Annotated in this window: 26 protein-coding genes and 2 pseudogenes; 12 read left to right on the top strand and 16 right to left on the bottom strand. The window is 54.3% G+C overall.

All coding sequences use genetic code 11. The annotated features are described in order from the left end of the window. Positions 1-90 precede the first annotated feature (90 nt). Positions 91-876, bottom strand: coding sequence for a TrmB family transcriptional regulator (locus GJ630_RS09835; protein ID WP_191449817.1), 786 nt, complete (start codon positions 874-876; stop codon positions 91-93). 176 nt (positions 877-1,052) lie between these two features. Between GJ630_RS09835 and GJ630_RS09840 the strand changes: the two genes are divergently transcribed. From GJ630_RS09840 to GJ630_RS09875, 8 genes and pseudogenes are all read left to right on the top strand, one after another. Then, a complete protein-coding gene (locus GJ630_RS09840) occupies positions 1,053-2,273 on the top strand; it encodes a digeranylgeranylglycerophospholipid reductase (protein WP_191449818.1) in 1,221 nt (406 codons plus the stop codon). 366 nt (positions 2,274-2,639) lie between these two features. Then, positions 2,640-2,788: pseudogene (locus GJ630_RS20040) on the top strand (AAA family ATPase); the annotation flags it as partial. Positions 2,789-2,861: 73 nt separating this feature from the next. Further along, positions 2,862-3,554, top strand: coding sequence for a nucleotidyltransferase domain-containing protein (locus tag GJ630_RS09850; protein ID WP_050007966.1), 693 nt, complete (start codon positions 2,862-2,864; stop codon positions 3,552-3,554). Positions 3,555-3,680: 126 nt separating this feature from the next. Beyond that, positions 3,681-4,052, top strand: a complete 372-nt coding sequence (locus GJ630_RS09855; RefSeq protein ID WP_197427634.1) for a hypothetical protein — start codon at positions 3,681-3,683, stop codon at positions 4,050-4,052. A 1,075-nt stretch (positions 4,053-5,127) separates the two neighbouring features. Beyond that, on the top strand, positions 5,128-5,433 hold the full coding sequence (locus GJ630_RS19760) for a hypothetical protein (protein WP_371727331.1): 306 nt from the start codon (positions 5,128-5,130) through the stop codon (positions 5,431-5,433). A gap of 191 nt (positions 5,434-5,624) precedes the next feature. After that, entirely contained in the window at positions 5,625-6,182 is a 558-nt protein-coding gene (locus GJ630_RS09865; protein WP_252718775.1) for a hypothetical protein, read from the top strand. Positions 6,183-6,484: 302 nt separating this feature from the next. Further along, complete coding sequence (locus tag GJ630_RS09870) at positions 6,485-6,916, top strand: hypothetical protein (protein WP_191449820.1); 432 nt, start codon at positions 6,485-6,487, stop codon at positions 6,914-6,916. A gap of 173 nt (positions 6,917-7,089) precedes the next feature. Next, positions 7,090-7,638 (top strand): hypothetical protein, encoded by a 549-nt coding sequence (locus GJ630_RS09875; protein ID WP_191449821.1) that lies wholly within the window; start codon positions 7,090-7,092, stop codon positions 7,636-7,638. A 687-nt stretch (positions 7,639-8,325) separates the two neighbouring features. Here the strand turns inward: GJ630_RS09875 and GJ630_RS09880 are convergent. From GJ630_RS09880 to GJ630_RS09910, 10 genes are all read right to left on the bottom strand, one after another. After that, the gene (locus tag GJ630_RS09880; protein WP_023842887.1) at positions 8,326-8,676 is read right to left on the bottom strand and encodes a hypothetical protein; all 351 of its coding nucleotides are present in this window, start codon (positions 8,674-8,676) and stop codon (positions 8,326-8,328) included. A 212-nt stretch (positions 8,677-8,888) separates the two neighbouring features. Continuing rightward, complete coding sequence (locus tag GJ630_RS09885; protein WP_191449822.1) at positions 8,889-10,151, bottom strand: RNA-guided endonuclease TnpB family protein; 1,263 nt, start codon at positions 10,149-10,151, stop codon at positions 8,889-8,891. Between the two features lie 701 nt (positions 10,152-10,852). Further along, entirely contained in the window at positions 10,853-11,023 is a 171-nt protein-coding gene (locus tag GJ630_RS19550; RefSeq protein ID WP_004592295.1) for a hypothetical protein, read from the bottom strand. A 34-nt stretch (positions 11,024-11,057) separates the two neighbouring features. Continuing rightward, on the bottom strand, positions 11,058-11,456 hold the full coding sequence (locus tag GJ630_RS09890) for a type II toxin-antitoxin system death-on-curing family toxin (protein WP_014030614.1): 399 nt from the start codon (positions 11,454-11,456) through the stop codon (positions 11,058-11,060). 295 nt (positions 11,457-11,751) lie between these two features. After that, on the bottom strand, positions 11,752-11,907 hold the full coding sequence (locus tag GJ630_RS19555; protein ID WP_014030612.1) for a hypothetical protein: 156 nt from the start codon (positions 11,905-11,907) through the stop codon (positions 11,752-11,754). A gap of 23 nt (positions 11,908-11,930) precedes the next feature. Beyond that, the gene (locus GJ630_RS09895) at positions 11,931-12,191 is read right to left on the bottom strand and encodes a hypothetical protein (protein WP_191449823.1); all 261 of its coding nucleotides are present in this window, start codon (positions 12,189-12,191) and stop codon (positions 11,931-11,933) included. A 320-nt stretch (positions 12,192-12,511) separates the two neighbouring features. After that, positions 12,512-12,763 (bottom strand): type II toxin-antitoxin system HicA family toxin, encoded by a 252-nt coding sequence (locus GJ630_RS09900; RefSeq protein WP_023842884.1) that lies wholly within the window; start codon positions 12,761-12,763, stop codon positions 12,512-12,514. Next, on the bottom strand, positions 12,764-13,033 hold the full coding sequence (locus GJ630_RS09905) for a type II toxin-antitoxin system HicB family antitoxin (RefSeq protein WP_007189808.1): 270 nt from the start codon (positions 13,031-13,033) through the stop codon (positions 12,764-12,766). Positions 13,034-13,146: 113 nt separating this feature from the next. Continuing rightward, complete coding sequence (locus GJ630_RS19560; RefSeq protein WP_014030608.1) at positions 13,147-13,296, bottom strand: hypothetical protein; 150 nt, start codon at positions 13,294-13,296, stop codon at positions 13,147-13,149. A 363-nt stretch (positions 13,297-13,659) separates the two neighbouring features. After that, entirely contained in the window at positions 13,660-13,956 is a 297-nt protein-coding gene (locus tag GJ630_RS09910) for a hypothetical protein (protein WP_014030607.1), read from the bottom strand. A gap of 338 nt (positions 13,957-14,294) precedes the next feature. On the opposite strand from GJ630_RS09910, the gene GJ630_RS09915 reads away from it, so the two are divergent. Further along, positions 14,295-14,939, top strand: coding sequence for a helix-turn-helix domain-containing protein (locus GJ630_RS09915; protein ID WP_023842882.1), 645 nt, complete (start codon positions 14,295-14,297; stop codon positions 14,937-14,939). Between the two features lie 72 nt (positions 14,940-15,011). Continuing rightward, a complete protein-coding gene (locus GJ630_RS09920) occupies positions 15,012-15,971 on the top strand; it encodes a hypothetical protein (protein WP_014030604.1) in 960 nt (319 codons plus the stop codon). Between the two features lie 172 nt (positions 15,972-16,143). Here GJ630_RS09920 and GJ630_RS09925 read toward each other — a convergent pair whose 3' ends face one another. The 3 genes and pseudogenes from GJ630_RS09925 to GJ630_RS09935 all read right to left on the bottom strand — a co-directional run bounded on the left by GJ630_RS09925 (position 16,144) and on the right by GJ630_RS09935 (position 17,945). Continuing rightward, a complete protein-coding gene (locus GJ630_RS09925) occupies positions 16,144-16,395 on the bottom strand; it encodes a hypothetical protein (RefSeq protein WP_191449824.1) in 252 nt (83 codons plus the stop codon). Then, positions 16,392-16,651 (bottom strand): annotated as a pseudogene (locus GJ630_RS20045) (hypothetical protein); the annotation flags it as partial. The pseudogene GJ630_RS20045 and the gene GJ630_RS09925, both read right to left, overlap by 4 nt. Positions 16,652-17,435: 784 nt before the next feature. After that, on the bottom strand, positions 17,436-17,945 hold the full coding sequence (locus tag GJ630_RS09935) for a radical SAM domain-containing protein (protein ID WP_371727347.1): 510 nt from the start codon (positions 17,943-17,945) through the stop codon (positions 17,436-17,438). A 190-nt stretch (positions 17,946-18,135) separates the two neighbouring features. Between GJ630_RS09935 and GJ630_RS09940 the strand changes: the two genes are divergently transcribed. Further along, positions 18,136-19,038 (top strand): hypothetical protein, encoded by a 903-nt coding sequence (locus GJ630_RS09940; RefSeq protein ID WP_191449826.1) that lies wholly within the window; start codon positions 18,136-18,138, stop codon positions 19,036-19,038. 352 nt (positions 19,039-19,390) lie between these two features. After that, positions 19,391-19,672: a PH domain-containing protein gene (locus GJ630_RS20550; protein ID WP_371727349.1), complete on the top strand. Its 282-nt coding sequence runs from the start codon at positions 19,391-19,393 to the stop codon at positions 19,670-19,672. A 134-nt stretch (positions 19,673-19,806) separates the two neighbouring features. Here GJ630_RS20550 and GJ630_RS20320 read toward each other — a convergent pair whose 3' ends face one another. Together GJ630_RS20320 and GJ630_RS09950 are read right to left on the bottom strand one after the other, a co-directional pair. After that, on the bottom strand, positions 19,807-19,941 hold the full coding sequence (locus tag GJ630_RS20320) for a hypothetical protein (protein ID WP_256369590.1): 135 nt from the start codon (positions 19,939-19,941) through the stop codon (positions 19,807-19,809). Beyond that, positions 19,938-20,234, bottom strand: a complete 297-nt coding sequence (locus GJ630_RS09950; RefSeq protein WP_191449828.1) for a hypothetical protein — start codon at positions 20,232-20,234, stop codon at positions 19,938-19,940. The genes GJ630_RS20320 and GJ630_RS09950 overlap by 4 nt, the downstream gene beginning before the upstream one ends. Positions 20,235-20,702: the final 468 nt, after the last annotated feature.

Below are 20,702 nucleotides of genomic sequence, written 5' to 3' on the forward strand. Positions count from 1 at the left end.
TACCGTTGAGGAGGAAAATTGATTAGCCTACTTACTTCTTGCTCTCCCTCCCTTCAAGCAAATCATAGATTCAGAGGGCTCTAGAGTTTACTAAATGAGGGGGTCTGCATTGGCCCACAGTTGTTGGAAGCATTTCTCAAACTCTTCGACCACCTTCGAATCTTGAATCCCGACTACACCAATCCGATCGCCACCAGCTACTGGATGTGGGAGGTCAATTGTCGTCTCTACCTGATCGATTACATCGAAAGAGAGAGCGACATCAGAAATGGTTCTTACAGTCACATCGACGGAACGTTCGTCGATTAGACTCGGAAACCTATCCGGAAGTACGGTAACGACCGTCTCACTCAACAGTAAATCGACTGTGAGCTCTGAATTAGCTCCTTCGAAAAAAGCCTCAATTTCAGTTTGGAATGTCTCCCACATGGAACTCTCATAGGGCGTTCCCATGACTGCATGAACGGAATCCTCCGCAGTCCGCATATGTTGCTGGAGAGCCGTACTCATTTCATCGCTCCCAAGCGACCCGCGCCAGAAACCACTTCTTGTAGGTGGTGTTGGCAAAAGGTTCGAACGGACCGTCTCAGCTGCCTCCAGATGGCGGTTCCATTCTTGAGCCATTTCATGCGTCTTCTCAGCTAGAAGGATATCAACGGCAGTCTCGGGTTGTACTGCAACGTACTGTTTTGGATCATTTGGCTGGGTCTCAACCAGCTTGCGAGCTTTGAGGTTGTTGAGTACATCGTAAATACGGCCTTTCGGAACGCCACTAATATTGGAGAGTTCAGTCGCAGTAACCGCACCTGTCACTAAGAGTGACCGATATGCCTGATCTTCATAACTTGAGAGTCCCAGTTCGGCCAGCTCTGACATAGTACTCCGTTAGATGCCCCAACGAATTGTAAGTGCCGTTCTGTTTCGTGTTGTCATATGATGTCGGCTGAGAGTTCCTGACTGAAACTATAGGACAGCCTATCTTGAAACGAATCAGAAGTGGCACTGTGTTTCAATACCTTTTCGGCTGTATTCTGGTTGTTTGGACATCAGAAATGGATGATAGATACGACGTAATAATTGCTGGTGCAGGCCCAGCAGGTGCACAGTGTGCCCGAGATATCGCTGAGCGTGGTTACGATGTAGTTGTTTTGGAGGCTGAGGCAGAGAATAAGTTCCCGGCACAGAGCAACAAATCTACCGGCGGTACATTCGCGTCGATGATGACCTCCTTCAGTGTCCCCGACGACGTGGTCATGCACGCGACAGATTCAGTTGTTATTGAATCTCCGAACAACTATCTCATACGAGATCAGCCGGGGTTCGTCCTAGAGTTTTCTGAGTTCAAAGAGTTCCTCGTCGAGGACGGCCGGAAGAAAGGAGCAGACTACCGTTTTAACGCCCGTGTAAGAGATCCAATCATCGATAATGGGAATGTCGTGGGCGTCCGGTACAATAGTGACGAAGAGGTCTACGCAGAGATAGTTATTGATGCGACAGGGCCAGCTGCACCGTTGGCCAAGAGCTTGGATATCGTCGATCTTGAGCGCAAAAATCACGCGATTGGTATCGAATACCAATTCGAGGGGATCGACCTCAATCATTCTGGGTATGCCGACCTTGCTGACGCCATGATGCTACAGCTAAACCACGAATACGCCCCAGGGGGATATTCTTGGATTTTCCACACTGGTGGGGACACGGCAAAAGTCGGTGTCTGTTTTATTCAAAACAAGCGGTATCGGGAGCACGCCACCGAGGATCGAACTGTGGATGGTTTCCTCGAATATTGGCTTGAGACAGATCCACGCTTTGAAAACGCCAAACGTGTACCGGATACGCAAGTTCGTGGCTCAGCTCACATTCAACCTCCGGGAGCGATGAGTACTTCGTCATTTATGGCAATTGGTGATACAGTCCCATCAGTCGATCCTGTATGGGGTGAAGGTGTGTACAAGTGTATGAAGTCGGCTCGTGTAGCGGCAGTGACCGCCGACCGTTGTCTTACTGGTACAGTGGATACGTCTACAGGAGCGATGGCAGTCTACGATGACCTCTGGCACGAGCAAGTCGCCTCTCGACAAAATCGCCGTCAGATAATGACTAGACTACTGTATCTCGCATCAAATGAACGGTACGATCAACTGATAAAGGATCTGAACGAGGCCAGCGGAGACTCCCTTTCAGCGATCAACGATGGGAATATTCGAGAGATTGCTAAATTATTTTATTCAAACGATTTACCTCTTCTCTGGAGATACTGGAGAAAATCATAAACCGGTTTTCACAGTGTTAATTTCTCATCTACTGGCTCTTTAACAAGGTTACTCTCAGGAGCCTCAGTGTTCAGTTCGCATACTTACTGAGAAGGTAGTTCTCTCTCAAGAGTGGTGAAACAAACTACCCTATGAACTGTTCCATGACACCGTAATCAGGCATACCTCTGCTTCGCCCGGCCGTCTGCCCCACACTACAAGGGACCGACTGCCAGCGGGAGTGCAGTCGTGTCCCTCTCGTCTCCAATCGCGCGTTTCGAGTAGTGAGATACGCGGATCGACCACGACTGAGACCACCCTTAATCTCGACGGCCTCCAAGCTGTCCTTCGGGAGCATCCGGTCCGGCTCGCAATTCTCTTCGACTCTCACGCCACCGAGACGACCCACGGACGAAACGGACCGTCCGGACGTACCTCTCCAAAATGGCGCAGTACAACCTCCTCGAGGCGGGGAGGACGAGTCGAGACGAAAGTACTCGCTCGTCGATTCGGCAGCTGCGTCGCCGATACAATAGGTCGAGACAGCTCCGAGAACTCTGTATCTCTTCAGTATCAAGATTTTTGGCTCTTTGAACCATTAGACCAGCCATGAATGGTGACGGAGTTCAAAGTGAGAATCCGAAAGAGGGATCTTACGTTCGGCTCCCCATCCCGCTCGGTGAGCCCGACGCTTTCCGATATGGGGCAACTGCTGATATCCTCCATATCCTCGTCGACAACCCAGATCGAAGGTTCACGAATCGAGAGCTCCACCGGGTGACGGGAAAAGGACTGAGTGGCGTGAATGCCGCCGTCGATACGCTCGAAGCACTTGGCGTGATTACCGTCGACCGATCTGGCCGGGCGAATGCTGTTCAGATGGATTCAGCAATGCTTGTCAAGGCCGATGATCCAGTGACGACCATTCCACAAGCAGCGTATCACGCACCAGTCAGAGCAATTCTGAGTAGACTCGAAGAACGGGTTACCGACGAAATCGGCGTCGTCCTCTTCGGCAGCGTCGCACGAGGGAGCGCTGATCGAACGAGCGACATCGACCTGTTCGTCGTTGTCGAGGGCGACCGAATGCAGGCACAGCGTGAGGCCCACACCATCGAACAGGAGATCGCCGACGAGGAATTTGACGGCGATCGGTACGAGGCCCATATCGTCGTCGAACCCAGCGAGTCGGCCGCGAACCACGACCAGATCGGCAACATTCTTGCCGAAGGGCTGACGCTCCGAGAGTCGCCGGCACTCGACGCGATAAAACAGGAGGTGTTTGGAAATGGGTCTGAATGAAGTCGTCGCCGCACTCGAACACGCCGAACAGTTGCTAGAGGATGACCAAACCGGGCCGCACAGGACTCGCTCTCCTGGCAGCGGGCTGACGACGACGCTGACATCCAACTCGGGAAGGCCTGTGCCATGCTGGGGACGTGCCGGCAGCTTCGGCAGGGAACGAACAACTACGTGAGCATCGTCGAACTGTCGTTCAACGCCATCGAGCGGTCGTTCCAGTTCTACCTTGTAGAGATGACGGCGGCGGAGTCAGCAGATTACATTAAACACGAGGAAGTATTCGACGACATCGCAGTACGAAACGTCTTCTCCGACGAGGACGTCGCTGGTCGGATCGAAGCCTTCCGCTCGGAACATCGGGCACGCTTCTACTATGACATCGACCGGCCCGGTCGAGACTTCGCCATGGCAATGCACGACTTGGCGGAAGAAATCCACCAATATCTCGTGGAGTTTGCTGACGCTCACTCCCGGTGCAGCTGCGACGATCGAAAATGAATCCGTAAAGGAATTCTCTCAATTCAGGTAAAGAACCTCGGGGTAAATCCCCAAGGCACTCGCCTTACCTATCTGTAGAGGCGATGGATAGCTCTCTATACTGGCCGATGTACATCATGAACAGAGTGAGTGACTGTGTTTCTTCCCCAGGTGATCGGATCGTAGATCACCCTATCGAGATAGGACTTCTGGACACACACTGCCGCTGTTTGGAACCGGTAACAATCTAGGGTATCATCGCTCACCGTGAGGACGCCCCGCAAAAACTTCGCCACTCGTCTGTGCCTGCCGGTGTTGGGCACGAATGTCTGGTTGGTCGTCGGCTTCGGTGCCTGAAGGCTGCTCGTCGACGGACTGCTGTTCGGTGCTCATGTTCGGGCAACCCCTCACCCTCTCGGGGGGACACAAAATTGAGGGGTAGTACCGTCACCAGACTGGACGGTACAATATTTCAACTACATCTTGACGAAAACGTCTGGATGCTCGACCTGATACAGAGATGTAACGAAGCGGTTTCGTCTGTCGACAAAACGGTTGATTGGGCTGTTGGTGGCTCTTGAAAACGAATCTTGACTCATTGCATATATCTTGTTCTCATAACGTACAAGCATAACCCAACAGCTATTGCTGAAATATATAACATTGCCAATGCTGTCTCACCAACATATATCAGACCAGCTATCATTAGCAAAGAAAAGGAATAAGCGGACATTTCCGACCACGAAACTTGATACGCTGTCATACTCTTGGATAAGAGAATCTCTGATTACGCGACAGTGTCATTAAATAACGAAATTCTGTCGCATGTTGATTATGTATCCTAACGATCAATTTGTATTTCATACCGACTTAGTGTTTCCGGAAATATATGCGTTTACAATCACATTACTTCTGCAAATATCGACAGACTCCAGACGGTTACATTGTGTCTGAAGAAATGTATTTACGCATAGTAGCCGAAAAGATGATGAAATCACGAATGAATATATTCAACTAGATCCTTCTCGCTCGTATTCGATTTCGACGACGGCATTGGTGCAACCTAGAACACAACAGCAAACACGAGGACGGCTCTGTGGGCCAGAGTCTGGTGGCCGAAGCGCTCAAATCCGTCGTCGGCAAAGAAGTTGGCACAGTCGTTGGCGGCGCTGCAGGCTGGGCCACCCAGAAAGGCGTCGAGCGATACGGCGGCGGTCTCGCCAAGCGCATTCCTGACGGCGTCCGCACCCGCTTCAACGACACCGTCGATACCGTCACCACCAAAGCTGATATGTGGGCCAGTGACGTCAAAATTGGATACGATGCCGTCACCGGTGGAGTCCAGTCTGGTGATGCCGGGTCCGGAGACGCTAATATGCACAGTCATAATCGGTTTGACTAAACCTGAGTAAAACAATGAAAATAGAGATTCTTGGCCACGATGACCAAGCTATAGGGATAGAGCTGTACGATGAAAACAACCACCGTCATATTGTAAATGTGGAATGGTGTGGTGATATTGAGAAACATACTATCGATGAGAACTCATATCCATACAAACGCGAAGAACGATCAGAAGAAGAACAACGAATAATGTCCCAAGTCGAGGAGCGAGCAAAGTACGCTGCCCAGCAAGAATTCCCCGAGGAAGACATCTTGGAACCGATGTGGGACCCGGAGCATATCAAGCGGGGAATAGAAGCACTGAAAGCGTACCAACTCGATGACTTCCACCGGGAGTTCCGGGATTACTACGAGGCGTTGCAGGACCCGGCGAAATATGCCTCGGACCCCAGGGAGTCCGTCGTGGTCGAATCAGCGCGTATCTACAAGGCGTTCACTATCACACCGGACAACCGTATCGGTGAGATCGACGATGTGGCCTTGAGTTACGAGTGTCAGGACGGTAGCGACGGCAGCGCTGGGCGCGTCCGCGAAATGGACGATAGCCTCATCGTCTGCGCAATGCCCGCTCTGGATATCGGCGAGAGCTTCGACTACGAGGACGAGTTCCACAAACTCGTTTTGACCCACCTCATCGCGCAAATCCGAGATATCTACCTCCACATGGGTGAAGAGCCGCCAGACGAGTACAAGGTTCAGGGCGTCGGCAAACTCAACATCCACGGCGACGGTATCGGCGAGACGTAACAGTAGTGTGTCGAATCCATCTGGGGCTACTGATAGCCTGATCCAGTGTTGCCTGTGCTACCGACTCCCAGTCAGGGTCATCCGTGACCGACACCACGGCACAGGACCTCTCAGCCACGTCGGCAGTGGCTCCGGAGGGCGGCGGTACTGATTCGCAGTCCGGGACTGATACTACTCGGCCAGAGAATCCATCTCAAACCAGTGGGTCATACAAGATGGCACCAGTGTCGGAAATGAAATCGGGGAGTTCTGGTGGAGGCGCAGACGACAGTGGGCAAGCGTCACCGCCAGACCTCACAGAAATGGATGCCGACACCGACCCAGAGCAACTCGGCACGGCCTTCGAAAACGCCACTGCCGAAGAGCGAGGGGAGTTCCTCCAGCAAAATATGCAGCAGGATTCAATGGGGTCGGGCCGCAAACTCCTCGGGAAGATGATGGGGCCAGCTGGCGGCGCGGTGGCCGGTGCCGCCGTCACCGCACTCGGACTCTCTGGTGGTCTCGCTGTCACCGCCGGGACTGTCGCCCTTGCCGGGACAATCACCTTCGCTGGCGAGCAAATGAACAAGAAAGGGATTCGGGACGGCATTTCCAACACGGTCTCTGCCGTCTCAGACCTGACCGTTGGCTCCTACTCCGAATTCAAGGAGAGCATGGCCCAAGCCAGAACTGCCTACGAAGAGGCTTCTAATGGCTCTGGAAGTGCAACCAATAACGAGACCAAATTCGAATAATTATGCAAACAGAAGTACTCGGTCACGATGAGAAGGACTGTGGAATCGAGGTGTATGATGAGAATGGAAACCGTCATGCTATCACAATTTCATGGGATGGTAAAATACGAGAACACGGTACGCAAGACTATCCACTTGAACCAGAAGACCGAACCGACGAAGAACAGCGAATAATGACCCAGGTCGAAGCTCGGGCACGGTTCGCCGCCCAACAGGAGTTCCCGGACGCGGATATCCTGAGCCCGATGTGGCGGCCAGAACACATCAAGGCCGGCATCGAAGCGTTCAGCAACTATCCCATGGAAGAGTTCCTCAACGACTTCCGGGAGTACTACGATGCGCTCCGGAACCCAATGCAGTACATCGACGATAGTCCCGTCAACGAAGAGTCGATCATCGTCAATTTGGCCGTCCATTTCGATGACGGCGAAGTCCTGGACGTTTCAGAAGTCGTTATTGACTACAAACTCACCGATGGTAGTGAGCACCGCATCGGCTCTCCTCCCTCCTACCCCAACAAGGAACTCATCTTCGCGATGCCGGAACTGGAATTCGCCGATGGGTTCGAGTACGAAGAGGAATTCGCCGACGTGATTATGTCCCATCTGATGGCCCAGATACGGGACATCTACCTCAACATGGGCGAAGACCCACCAGCCGAATACCGGGTCGAAGGCATCGGGAAACTCAACATCGTCGGCGACGGCATTGGCGCAACCTAGAACTCTGACACAATCGCAGTCCTCCGTGGCTCTGAGCCAAAGTCGGCGACCGTTACGACGACTCCCAGTCAGGGTCATCCGTGACCGACAACACGGCCCAGGACCTCTCAGCCACGTCGGCAGTGGCTCCGAGAGGCGGTGCGGGCGAGGGAATCACCAGAGGCTCCGAATACCTGTATCCAGATGACCACACAGAGTCACGGAAACTGACTAGCATCCTTTATGCGGCAGACGTAGCACAGTGGTACCGGAACTCCTCCTTCCCGGCTTGATCGGATTCGTGCTCGTGATGATTGCGGCCTACGCCGGTTCACTTCGGGCTCTGGAAGTCTACTTTCATCCGGAACAGGACAGTATCTTTCTCTCGGACGACTACGAACCCCCGGTGAGCAGTAGCCCGCTGTATCGACCACGAGCTGAAGGTTATGCTGAAAGCTGGAGGCAGATGTCCCTCTGCTTCAGACTCATCGACAGATGTGTGTTCAAGTGTATCCACCGTTCATGCTGTCGAGCCGAATACCGCCTATGACAGACTATCGGCACTCATCTGGGGGGGAGTTTAGTGTACTATTTGACGTAGGAAGTGCCACGGATGGATTGATTACATTCTGCGACCACTGAGCACCTCTGGTATACTGACCAGCGATTGGGTGAACAATTTTGTTGTCGTCTGGGTGATTGAGCCAGCTATCCTGACCCGAAGAGAGACCTCTTCTGACGAAATACGGAGAGCAATCCGAGAACACCGCAGATGATAAACAGCCCAGCGAGGAGGAACCAATGACCATCAAGATACTGTAGCGTACCGACTAGAACAAAACCAGCATACAGAAGCGGCTGATAGAGTGGATGATCTTGAACACCGTCCACCGTCGTTGCGAGCAACATTGGAACGACAACTATCCAGAGGACAATGGAATATACCGTTGGTGGCCCGTGGTATATGAATTCAAAATAGGTGGCTGCACCGATCACCCCCAGCATCAGTAGTGTGGCTTCTGGACGGATTCGGTTCTGGAGGGAACGGAGGGCGGTCATTCAGAGTCGTTATTTTTTATCGATACACATCTATCTGCCTGTTGCTTTCTAGTGGCTGGTCGTCTCATGAGCCGGTGTACTGACCGCCAGTGACCACGAATCGAATGAGAGTTCGTGTGTCTTCGCCGTACGAGATCGGGTTTGACTTCCTCCACACGACTGAAGTCGTGGGATTCCCACGGCACCGCACCGCTTGATTGGGATATTATGGTTCACGGAACGACCCGTTCTTGTGGGGCTACTTGCCCCGTGGATTTGTCGAACAGGTATACCGATGGCTGAGCCAAGCAGCCGTTACTCCTATCCTTCGCAGGACTCGGAGTTACCGTTTTTCGCATATTCTCTGCCGCGTTCAGGTCACTGTTCGCAACTAAGTCGCAGTTTGCACACACGTACAGGCCACGTGCAACCCGGTTTGAGTTAGCTTCCGTCCCACAGTCACAGCAGGTTTTCGATGTTTTCAATCCTGCTTCGTCCACACGCACTACGTCGATACCGCGTTCGTGGGCTTTGTACTCGATGTGGTTGAGCAGTGTTTCAAACGCCCAGTCGTGCAGGCGTTTGTTGCCGTGTCGTCCCCAGTCTTGGTCGTCACGGATGTTCTTCGGATGGCCGACTGTAATTGTCTCAACACCTCGGTCAGCACACTGCTCAACAATGTCTTTCGAGAGAGCATGTAGGAAGTGTTCTTGTCGCCGGGATTTCTTCTGTTGTGCCCACTCTGCGTGGTCGCTGGGGCCATTCTCGCCTTCCGTGTCGTATTCCTGCTGTCGGAAGTAGTGAGCGTCTTCTTTCAGGGCGTTCCCTGGATACAACAGCGTCTCGTCACCGACAGAGACAGCCGCAGTGTTGCAGATACCGAGGTCAACACCTGCTGTCTTCTCACCGGGCGTCTCAGGCGCCTCAATCCGCATTTTACAGACGAAATGTAGCTCCCACTGCTCACCAGTCCAGACAGCACGCACCGTCTGGACGTTTTCAACAGCGTCAAGCGTCTGGTCGTCTGCTTGGAGTGTGTATTCACAGAGTATGTAGTCCGCGGCGTAGCGCGACTCTTTCATGTTCGTGCCCTTGGAAAGTCGGACACGGTTGTACTGCGTGTCGAGTTTGAAGCCCTGGTTTTTCCACGTCATCGTCGAGCGTGGGTGGTCGTCGCCGTGTTTGCGGTAGCCGGGTGGGTTCGCCTCCGGGTCGTCTTGTTCGTACCACGAGACGAGCGCCTCACCGAGTTCCTGAAGAACTCGCTGACTAGATTGGCTGTGCAAGTCTGCATAGCGTTCGTGGGTTTTGAGGTACGAACAGAGTTCGTCGGCGTCTGGAATGTGGCCGATAGCGTCCCAGACACGCGAGATTGTCCATCGCCCGACGTTCCACAATTTCGACGCGGCAAAGCCATGCGAATCGAGGTCGTCACAGACTTGCGAGTGGTTGCAGATACTCGCTTTGAGTGTCCGAGTGACAACCTGATTCGACATATGTAAGCATAGTATTTTTAATTACATAAACGTTGGACATCTCGGCGTGGAATATCCAGCCGTGGCTACGAGCGTAGAGAGATGCCCAGTTGTCGGCTTCAGCCACACCCGTAAACGGGTGGGCTTTCGCCTCGCTACCGCTGTAAATCAACCTATCAAGATGGGGTACGTCGACAGAGACATTCACTGACTATCTGGGAACTCATTGCCCACCACGGGAACGCCCCTGAAACACCTCGCCACTCGTCTGTGCTCGTTGGTGCTGGGCACGAATGTCTGGTTGGTCGCCGGCTTCGGTGCTTGGAGACTGTTCGTCAACGGACTGCTGTTCGGTGCTCATGTTCGAGAACCCCCTCACCCACCGGGGGGAACAAAATTGCTTCCAGTACCGCCGTTAGACCGGCATCACTACAGCGGTTCGACCCACGCAGGAGCAGCGTCGTGTATGCCACGGAAACCCAAGTTGTCGGCAGCCTCGACAAACACGACCACGTCGCCGACGCAACACGAGCATAGACCACGAAACGCAGATGTGCGCGACGATTGTGCTGTGCTGTCGTATTGGAAGCAACCGCTATCGGCGTGGAGAGTTCAAGATGGGTTGATCCTTCTACGAGAGGGCAAAGGCGTTCACAAAAGGCGACCGAGTAGCCACTAGTCGCGAACGACGCTGGACACGAAAACGCAGAACGTGGGGCTTCTCACTCGTTTTCGAGCGCTGCGTAGATATCTGCGTGGCGACGTCCATCGAGCTTCCCCATTTCAAGCGCAATCTCGCGGCGTTCGGCGTCGCTTTCGGCCGCCTGATATCGCTCGTACAACTGCCGGACTTCCTCGTCAATCGCCGTCGAGGAATCGGTGCTAGACGCCATTTCTCTATCTATCATTATCCAGTGTATCGGTTTATCAGTTGCGGCGAGCACATGCCCGGAAGTAGATGACTGCAGTGTCTACGTCGACTGTGGTTTCGCCGGTCGCAAACCGGTGTAAGAGCGCTCGAATTTCATCACCGTACTCAAACGTGTATCCGTTCAGCATGTAGAAAACGACCACTGTTCGGAGTGCCGTTCGCTTGTTTCCGTCGACGAACGGATGCTCCGAAACGAGTAGTCGCATCAGATGGACCGCCTTTTGATGGATCGTCTCAGGCACTTCCCCGAAGAACCCCTCCGAAACGTACTGTAGTGCGGATGCAATCGCGTCCTCTGACCGGGCCCCCGGTTCCGTGATGTCGCCTTCTGTCACGACCTGGTCGTGGAGCTCAAGGATGAGTTCGACAGAGGGATACGCGAGATCGTCAGTCACAAGCCCGACTTTTGCATGCTCCTCGTTAACCGTTTCTCAACTGTCGAGGTTGAGTCTCTCTTGTGGGGCCTACTGGCAGTCGGGGCAACACATCTACCTCTCACCTCGGGGACGCCCCGCAAAAACCTCGCCACTGGCCTGTGCCTGCCGGTGCTGGGCACGAATGTCTGGTTGGTCGCCGGCTTCGGTGCCTGAAGGCTGCTCGTCGACGGACTGCTGTTCGGTACTCATGTGCGGGAAACCCCTCACCCTCTCGGGGGACACAAAATACGGGCGAGTACGCGACCGACAGCACTCAGGCCTCTGCGACGTCCCAGACAGAGAGATGGCCGCTGGAACAGACGCCGGCGTGACGCCCGACAGCCATGCAGGGCCCGTACGCTCCGTCGACACACGCGATGCGCTCGGCGTCGAAGATCGGTGCGTCGCATCCGTCGGTTCTGCAGGTCATATACTGAGACGAGTCACTGGACATCACGCATCGCCCGCCATCGCTTGGTGACGGAGCTCGCTTTCGTCTGGTAGATCCCAGCCGTGGTACTCGCGAGCGATGTGGCGAGCTCGCCTGACGTTGCCCGCGCCGCCGGCTGCTGGAGACTGCTGTGCCTCAACGCGCTCTTTCAAATACTCGGGATAGTTGCGTGTGTACGTGCCAAAGCCGAGGCTGTCTGGCCCGCTCTGGCTCATGACGACGTAGCCCTTCAACTTGGTCTGGATCGCGTGTTTCTCTGACATAGCTGGTGGTCAAGACGCTCTCTCTGGAACGCCTCTCACCCGGTAGAGGCTCACAAAATAGGGGTGAGTCCGCGCCGTCAGACTAGGATTGCTCTATCGGTTCAACTCAGGCACTCGCGCCGTTGTGGGACCCCCCGCAGGCCCCGGCATGGGGTCGCAAACTGTCAGGAGTAGTCTCGAAACCATCGCGACCCATGCAAAACAGGCACGCAGTTCGACAGAAAGATAGGGGAATCGCCTGTCAAATACCCCGTTATCGAGGTGTCGCGTCAGCGCTTCGACTCGAGGGACTCGCAGCCGATGGTGACGAATTGGTTCGCCTACGAATTGCGGTCGAGCCACTCACAGAACGCCGCAAAATCGTTCGCGCCAGCATCGTCGGCGATGCTTCGGAGCGTTCCCGTTTTGAGTTCGTCGTGCAGCGGAACGGTAACGTGTCGTCGGTCGCTCTCGTTGGTTGGGTGCTGGTAGTAGAGTTGGGCGTGATCGCCAGTCGTCCGACGCCACTCGAAGCCACCGACATTTACCAAGACCTTCACGACGTCCCGACCAGAAAACGTGCCCCGAGGCATTTACTGCATGAAGTCGGGCAGGTCGCCATTACCGGTGGTATTGTCTTCGGGGTCAATCCCCAACTCTCGGAGTTCTTCGTCGGTGGGTTCGTGGCCGCGTTCGCCCTTGTAGCCCGCGACCGCATCGTCAAGCATTTCGAGAGCCTCCTGACGCGTCTCACCCTGCGTGGTGATGCCGGTTTCGACATCTGTGATGATCCAGGAGTCCCCCTCGCGCCACATCCGAATCTCATCCTCGTGGGGCTCTCTATCGCGCGTCGAACTGGCCATACCTCTAATTGCTGTATGAGTGGCATAAGCGTTCGGTCAGCGCAAACGGAATGAGGGATAGGGGAACTGGAACCGAAGTATGTTAATAAAAAAGAGTAAAGTATTCGGTTCTGTCAGGCTGTCGCGACGACGTGTTGATACTCGGCTTGAGATTGCAGCGGCTGGAGCGTTAGGCCGGCCAGCGTCAGTTCCCGGAGGACCTCGGCTGGGACGCCGTCGGTGTCTCGCGGCACGGCGTCGAGAAACAGCGGGCACTGAGTCAATTGCTTGTAATGATCAAGTCAGTCCAGTTAATTGACTGCTCAGAGTCCGTCAGCGTCTTTCAGCAACCGGAGTAGCAGACCGAGAGTCAGAGTCATCACCACAAAGACTGTGAGAATTATAAGTAGCGTCCCCAGCCCAATCATATGTGAGTTCGAGTGGTCGGTCATAAGAGGGTACCGCCATGGCTTCCTCTACTCAGTATAGCGGACTCATGTATAGGCGAACCCGATCACTCGCTTAGAATCTGTCAGTAGCGGCGTGACCGATACGGCAGATCTCCCCGTGAATCGTCAGCGGTCGTGGCGGTTCCCGTTGAAGAACACACCCGGCCGGCAGCAGTGAGTTCGAATCGATCACCGCTCTTAGTTGATAAGGAGGTCGGGTGTGACAAACAAAATTACGAGCATGCTCACCAGCACGACGAGTGCTGTGACCCGCAAGATGCCAGCTGCCCGTCGTCGAGGGTTCGGCAAGGACTCAGCAATGCCGGAGAGGGCCATCCCGGCGCTCAGAAACAGTCCAGCATAGAACGGTGTTGCCCCTTCTACAATGACGTAGTACCCTTGCTGCCCAGCCAGCAGAAGTGCGCCACAGAGATAAACCACTGCAAGCCCTCTGGAGGGTTCGCCGAACACGGTTTCATCGATGATGGAGGGCATCAAGCGTATCCTCTCCCGCGACGTTCAAGTGTTGCGGGGATTCGCGCTCGGTGCAACCACATCAACGGACTCAGTCGGCACTTCCTTCTGAATCGCCCGCGCAGCACGCCGAACGCGCTTCCGTTCTTCCACAGTGCAGCTCACGCTTCAACGCCTCGGACAAGATCGTCGACGAGCGACCCACCGACATTCGGACCAGTCTCCCAACCGCGCTCCAAGTGCGTGTATTCGCACCACTCCGAAAGCGTCTCGGAGTAGCATAGTTCGACAAGAATTGGACTCAAATACCGCTTTGACTCTTCCCCAAGCACATACTCCTACAAGCGAATCAGACAACAATGTCCTCATTATTACCCCTGAAACCCACCCCACAAACAGCTTCGGATCGTAGTTTGGAACCGAAGCTCGTTGACTTCGAAGATGAATCAGCGGAACAGATCATCTCAGCAGTTTCCTCAACAACTGCACGCCGCATCCTCAGCCAGATATACGCGGAACCAACGACAGCATCGGAGATCGCAACTGAACTCAATTCCTCGGTACAGAATATCAGCTATCATCTCGACCGACTCCAGGACGCAGACCTGGTGGCGGTCGTCGAGACGTGGTATTCCGAGCAGGGCCGCGAAATGGACGTGTACGCGCCGACCAATAGCGCGCTCGTTCTCTTCGCGGGGGCAGAACGAACAAGCCCGTCGCTCAAGACGGCGTTGAGTCGCGTCTTCGGCGCAGTGGGTCTCGTCGGAGCCGTCAGTGTACTCGCCCATATACGCCGGTCAGTACCGACACCAGTATCATCGCCCCGGGCTGGTGCGTCCCCTGTTCAGCAACCCGACCCAACCATGTGGGAGACGCTCGGAACGTTTGCGACCGGGCCTGGTGGAGTTGTGCTGGGAATTGGCATCTTCCTGATTCTGTTGTTCTTCGTTGCTTGGTACTGGGGAACGTATCGGCCAGCACGGAATCACGCCCACTCGGCGTGAGTGAGTAGCCGGGACTCAAAGACGTATTTGAATCTGGGATAGCGCGATACTTCCCCCTTCCAATGGTAGGGTATGAAACGGCGAACGTTTCTGGCAAGCACAGGAATTGGTCTCACAACCGCAGTCGCCGGTTGCACCACTCAAGCTGGATCGAGTGACTCACCGCCGACAGATTCCGAGACGCCAACCTCTGAGGACACGCAAACCAACACTGAACAACAGACCGAGCGTACACACGTCGCCGCCGATGGCACTGTCGAACGAACCATCGGCGCTGAGTCGCTCGATGAGCGCGGTCTCAGAACTCCCCACCACGTCGCGTTCGGGAATCCGACGGCGGAGTCTCATCAGGGGACGGTGACGGTTTCGACGGCGGACGAAACCGTGTTCAAGGAATCGGTGGAACTCGAACCGAACGCGAGCATTGTGGCGTCGCTCACTGATCTCGACACGTACACCGCTCGTGTGTCCGTCCCCGAGTTGGATGCGACGGAACAGATTACCGTCGAACCCAGCCAGTTCACCTGTAACGTGACCAAGACGACGATCAGCGTCCAGGACGACGGGACACTTGACTCGCTGGGTATTTCCACGCGGATGGCGTGCCAAGGCGTCGTGAGCGACCACGTTGCTGCTCGTGAATCTGCGTCGGAAACGCTCGGTGACGACCCGATTCCCGCAGACACGGGGAAAGGCAGCCACACGCTCATGCTCCGGAACCCATCGGAGGAGACGTGGACGACGCGAATCCTCGTCGAGAAGGACTCGACAGCGCACTTCGACGGCGTCTACACGGTCGAACCTGAGGGCACTGTACTGATTACGCTCAGCGAGTCCGATACGTACTCCCTATCGGTAGGTGTGCTCGAAACCGAGACGACCGTCACCGAACAGGTCACGCCCGAAAACTTCGATTGTAACCGATCCTCGACGCGCGCGGAGATCGACGATACGGGAGAACTCACGGCAAGCACCGTTTCGACGCTCATGGCCTGTGACCTCGAGACAAACTCGACGAGCGAGTCCCCTTAATAGCGGGACGACTGTCGCTGCTGTTCTCATCCCAATTGAGAGTTCCAGTCGCATACTCACTGAGCGGATATTTCTGGTGAGCTCGTGACAAACGAACGCCGGGCAGCAACCAATCGCTTCTCGACTAACCAACAGTCGTGAGTTCTGGGCAGCCATTGTTGGTTAGCGGCTTCTACACCGTCGCCGCAACGTGCTGATACTCAGCTTGCGACGGCGTCGGCTGCAACGTCAACCCAGCGAGCGCCAACTCCCGAAGCACTTCAGGTGGCACACTCTCCGCGTCCCGAAGCACGGCATCAAGCGTCCATGCACCGTACTGACTCGCACTCGGCGCAAGCACATCGACGGACTCAGTCGGTACTTCCTCTTGAATCGCCCTCGCAGCACGCCGGACACGCTTACGCTTCTCGACAGTGCAACTCATGCTTCCACCGCTCGGACAAGATCGCCGACCAGCGACCCACCGACGTGCGGGCCGATGTCCCACCCACGCTCGCTACGCGTGTATTCGCACCATTCAGAAAGCGTCTCGAAGGGCGTTGCAGCTAACTCAACTTTCTCAGCGTCCCCACAAGCGGCGACGACAGCCACGGCGAACTCGTAGCTGTCCGATGGGCCGCACCCTCGCCGTCGACGCCGAGAAAGAGTGGGCGGCCCTGGGTGAGTAGTTCACGAGCAGTATGGGCAGTACAGGGAACAGATCCGCCGCAATGTTGAGTAGAAAATGAGTCTACTTCTGTGTGGTCGAGTTCTTCAGTCGTTGAATACGCGAGTATCGGCAGACCGCCCAAACGAGTACGGCGGGGACGCCGGCAATTAGCAGTAAGGTGAGAAGCGCGGCTTGCGTGTTCTCCCACGATAGCCAGCCATCAATAACAGATTCAATGCCAACCACGGCACCGAACACAAGAGCAGCCAGTGGAAAAGCGATTCTTTCAGTTCGATACGAGTGGACGCCAACACTGATTACAGCTAATCCACCCAGAACGTGGGCGATAAATACGACTTCGGCCAGAAGACCAAGCTCGTGACTCGGGTTTCGAGAAAGGTGACTAAGATATGTATTAGATCCTCGAAAAAGAAAACCTACTCCAATGGTGGCCAGAACAGCTGCGGGGAGTTTATCCCAGTGGATATTTTTCATTTCTAATAAGTTAATCTATAATCAATTAAGTGCCTTTTGTATAATGTGCAGCCGGTTCAGTAGCTTTTCATTGGCATTAGCACCCCATAATTGGTCAATACGCATACTCGCTGTCTAGGTATTGTTGGGGGAGTGTGGGAGAAACAAACGCCGGACAGAAACCAATCAGTCATTGGCTAACCAACAGTTGTAGGAATTGACCGGTTCGTGTTGGTTAGCGTCTCCCTCTACACCGTCGCCGCCATGTGCTGATACTCAGCATGTGCCGGGAGGCCGTAACGTCACCCAGCCAGACCCTGACGCGGTGCCTGATAGACACATTAGATAAGACGGTCTATGGACTCCCCGTCCCGGGATAACTCGGACTGCTCAGGCGAGGCGTCCGTAGCACATGTGGAGAACGACTCCGGTGAGACGGCCTGTTGCATTGCGTTGAGCTTTGACCGAAGTTGGCCGCTCGTCGAGCGGACCAGCTCATCATCAGGCCAGGAATGCACTTCGAGCCCGTCGAAGCGCGTTGCGACCTGCTGGACTGTATTCAACTGTTCGAGGGCGTACTCGACCCAGTACTGGTGACTGTCTTGCGTCTGTTGCAGTTCGGTTGCAACGTCGTCATAGCCGGCTTCTTTGGCGGCGGTCAGACACTGCTGGAAATTCGCGCTACGTGGGTTGATAGGCTCGTGGAAGACAACGATTTCACCGAGCGCTCTGAAGTAGCTGAGTAGCTCGTGACAGTCGTCTTCGTCTATGGTTGGATATGTGGGTGACATCGAAACGAACACCGACACACTGGCCTGTTGGAGGGGATCCAGCGTCTGCCAGCGAATTATCGGTGTTGTTATCAGTTGTGATAACGGCGTACTCATCGCTGTCCAAGTAATGCGCCGCTCCGTCGCCGTCGCCACCGAAAAACAGCAGTCGTCCTTGGGTCCGTAGTTCACTGAATCAGATGCTAATCACTCTGTGGCACGGTAAAGAAAACAAGTACTAAATATGAGAAATATCAGAATCAATAATATAATGCTAAACGGACGGGCCTATTTTTTTGCTGTGTTATGCCTCATCTTGATTGGGGCAAGTACTGTGCTCGGTAGCAGCAGCATCGCCACAGGCCAGCAAGTTGAAGCAAATGAAACTGCACTCGTTGAAAAATCGATCAATCCACCACTACGTCCAATTGAATGGGACTCTGGCGATGGCCAATTCCCGTCGTTTGAGCGAGAAACAACAGAGGGATATAACGGCTATCTTGAGAGGAAGAGCGATGACAGGCGGGTTTCAATGAAATACACGTTTGATGAATCGAAGTTCAATAAGGACGTAGACACCTATATTCTCATCGCCCGGGTAGCCTGGCACGCCAACGGAAATGGTGACCAGCAGGGCATACGAACAGTAGAAGCAAAACGTGATATCCCAGGGCAGTCCGCTGACGAATCTTGGGGGACAGTACGCTTACCGATCAGTCCTGTTGAAGAGCCACTGGTAGAGATAAAAGCAATCTATGGGACAGGATATCTCTCATCAGGAACTGCCGTGATTCGGATACAAGATCTCACAGTTGTGCCTGCGAGTGCCGCCGGAACCCTCTCGGATGAAGAAATCCTTGAAGTCACGTCAACTGATAACTCAGCTGACCAGGAGACACAGACAAGCAAACCAACTAGTTCAAAACCGATGACAATAACTACGCCCACTGCGACTCGGGTCGCAACGACAGCTGCTACTGAGACCACTGAAAATCAAGAAAGCACTAATACAGCGGACCGGGATACAAACCAACAAGGTGTGCTTGAGGGAAGAGGGTTGCTCTATCCAGAGGATGGGTTACTAACCGGCAGTCTGAACGCATTCACTCTCTCTGTCATCGGCTTACTCATCTCAGCGGTTGGTGTCCTCTATACCGTGTGGGGGCAAAAGTGATATGCTGGCCTCTCCCTCACTCTGGTGGAGTCTCGGATCAGGTAGTAGCCTCGCTGTTGTTGGGTGGCAGCTTACAACGAAGTCGGATATCGCGCTCACATACTCTGGGTACCTTGCCGCAATCTTGGGTGCTGGAATCGTTCTTGGAGGCGTACTGACAGCCATTTCGGCCACTCCAACTCCAACCCGATTGGATGGAGAGCAGTTGCGCTTCAAAACGCAGCCAACACAGAGAGTTGCTGCCGTCCGATCAGTTATAGGGATGGTGATCGGTATTCTCGGTATTTATGGACTCATCAGAACCACACTTCCAGTTGCGTACCCAGCTGGTGCATTCTTTTTGGGGATCGCGATGTACTCCGTGGGAATTGTCCAGCTATGGCGTAACTCGCTGACAAAGTACTACGTTACTTCTGGCCGGGTAATCGTAGGCTATCAGTTATTAAAAAAGAAGGAGCGAACGATGCCCAGAGACCGGATTCAGGGTATCGAATTGAATAAGTCGCCCATTGAACGACTGATTTCTGTTGGGCACGTCAGGCTGGAATCAGCAGGCGATACAGGGACCTCTCGAATCATCGCTCGCAATATCAACGATCCACAGAAATTTGTCCATGCTGTACAAGCGACATGACTTCTCCTCACAAGACGAATAGGCAGTTTGGACATCCTCAAAGGCGAAGTATTGATCTTAAGCGGTAACAATGTAGAGTCCAGCGCTCAAATCCGCCGCATCGTCGTCACAACCTCTCGGCCAGTCACACGCCACTAACAGCCGTTCCAGACGGCCTCGATGCGCTCGAACTCACCATCTGACCGCGGTTCGAACTCGATCTTCCGCTTGGGACCACGGACGGGCTCGTAGACGAAGCCGTTCGCGTCGGCGACCGAAACCTCGCTCATGCTTCCACCGCCCGGACAAGATCACCAACCAGCGACCCACCGATATGCGGACCAATGTCCCAGCCACGCTCCGAGCGCGTGTATTCACACCACTCCGAGAGCGTCTCAAAGGGCGTCTCTGCCAGCACAACCTTCTCGGCGTCACCATTGGCCGAAACAACAGCCACGGCGAACTCGTAGCTGTCCCAGTAATGCGCTGCACCCTCGCCGTCGACGCCAAGGAAGAGTGGGCGGCCTTGCGTGAGTAGTTCGCGTGCGGTACGTTCTTGTGGATTGGATTGCGTAGTTGCCATTGGTTCTTTCCCGGAACCACGCGCCTCGGTGTTACAGCACCGGGGCGATTTCGTGAGAAATCGACCAGCGGCGCGTGTGTTCCTACTTGTACTGTTGGGCTAGACAAACAAAAAACTATTGCCCTAGAAAAACAACTATCGAATGAGACAAGATGTCTACCCGAGGCCCAGAGCGGAAAGTCAGTGATAAAGAACTACTCGAATGCTTTGAGGATGTGGAGAAACCGTTTGTAACTACCTCAGACATTGCCACGCGGGTTGGACTATCTAAAACTCGAATCCGACAGCGTTTGCAATCAATGGGGCCTGAAGTTCGAATAGAACGTCATAAAGTAGGAAATGCAGTTGTCTACTGGTTGCCTGACGAGAACTCTGGATCTAACTGAGCTCGCCCATCATCTGTTATCCAATATACCCGGGCACGCCCCACACGTTCTGATTCGACCCACCCGTTTTCCTCCATATCTT

Origin of the sequence: Haloarcula sp. CBA1122, assembly GCF_009741785.1 — an archaeon.
Lineage (GTDB): Archaea > Halobacteriota > Halobacteria > Halobacteriales > Haloarculaceae > Haloarcula > Haloarcula hispanica.

Coding starts and splice junctions, on each gene's coding strand:
- GJ630_RS09835 (WP_191449817.1), bottom strand. CDS start 876: ATGTCAGAGCTGGCCGAACTGGGACTCTCAAGTTATGAAGATCAGGCA.
- GJ630_RS09875 (WP_191449821.1), top strand. CDS start 7,090: ATGACCCAGGTCGAAGCTCGGGCACGGTTCGCCGCCCAACAGGAGTTC.
- GJ630_RS09910 (WP_014030607.1), bottom strand. CDS start 13,956: ATGCCCTCCATCATCGATGAAACCGTGTTCGGCGAACCCTCCAGAGGG.
- GJ630_RS09880 (WP_023842887.1), bottom strand. CDS start 8,676: ATGACCGCCCTCCGTTCCCTCCAGAACCGAATCCGTCCAGAAGCCACA.
- GJ630_RS09855 (WP_197427634.1), top strand. CDS start 3,681: ATGCTGGGGACGTGCCGGCAGCTTCGGCAGGGAACGAACAACTACGTG.
- GJ630_RS19555 (WP_014030612.1), bottom strand. CDS start 11,907: ATGACCTGCAGAACCGACGGATGCGACGCACCGATCTTCGACGCCGAG.
- GJ630_RS09850 (WP_050007966.1), top strand. CDS start 2,862: ATGAATGGTGACGGAGTTCAAAGTGAGAATCCGAAAGAGGGATCTTAC.
- GJ630_RS09895 (WP_191449823.1), bottom strand. CDS start 12,191: ATGTCAGAGAAACACGCGATCCAGACCAAGTTGAAGGGCTACGTCGTC.
- GJ630_RS09950 (WP_191449828.1), bottom strand. CDS start 20,234: ATGGCAACTACGCAATCCAATCCACAAGAACGTACCGCACGCGAACTA.
- GJ630_RS19550 (WP_004592295.1), bottom strand. CDS start 11,023: ATGGCGTCTAGCACCGATTCCTCGACGGCGATTGACGAGGAAGTCCGG.
- GJ630_RS09905 (WP_007189808.1), bottom strand. CDS start 13,033: ATGGCCAGTTCGACGCGCGATAGAGAGCCCCACGAGGATGAGATTCGG.
- GJ630_RS09870 (WP_191449820.1), top strand. CDS start 6,485: ATGGATGCCGACACCGACCCAGAGCAACTCGGCACGGCCTTCGAAAAC.
- GJ630_RS20550 (WP_371727349.1), top strand. CDS start 19,391: ATGTACTCCGTGGGAATTGTCCAGCTATGGCGTAACTCGCTGACAAAG.
- GJ630_RS09865 (WP_252718775.1), top strand. CDS start 5,625: ATGTCCCAAGTCGAGGAGCGAGCAAAGTACGCTGCCCAGCAAGAATTC.
- GJ630_RS09925 (WP_191449824.1), bottom strand. CDS start 16,395: ATGAGTTGCACTGTCGAGAAGCGTAAGCGTGTCCGGCGTGCTGCGAGG.
- GJ630_RS09900 (WP_023842884.1), bottom strand. CDS start 12,763: ATGCCTCGGGGCACGTTTTCTGGTCGGGACGTCGTGAAGGTCTTGGTA.
- GJ630_RS09840 (WP_191449818.1), top strand. CDS start 1,053: ATGGATGATAGATACGACGTAATAATTGCTGGTGCAGGCCCAGCAGGT.
- GJ630_RS20320 (WP_256369590.1), bottom strand. CDS start 19,941: ATGAGCGAGGTTTCGGTCGCCGACGCGAACGGCTTCGTCTACGAGCCC.
- GJ630_RS09915 (WP_023842882.1), top strand. CDS start 14,295: ATGTCCTCATTATTACCCCTGAAACCCACCCCACAAACAGCTTCGGAT.
- GJ630_RS09885 (WP_191449822.1), bottom strand. CDS start 10,151: ATGTCGAATCAGGTTGTCACTCGGACACTCAAAGCGAGTATCTGCAAC.
- GJ630_RS09920 (WP_014030604.1), top strand. CDS start 15,012: ATGAAACGGCGAACGTTTCTGGCAAGCACAGGAATTGGTCTCACAACC.
- GJ630_RS09940 (WP_191449826.1), top strand. CDS start 18,136: ATGCTAAACGGACGGGCCTATTTTTTTGCTGTGTTATGCCTCATCTTG.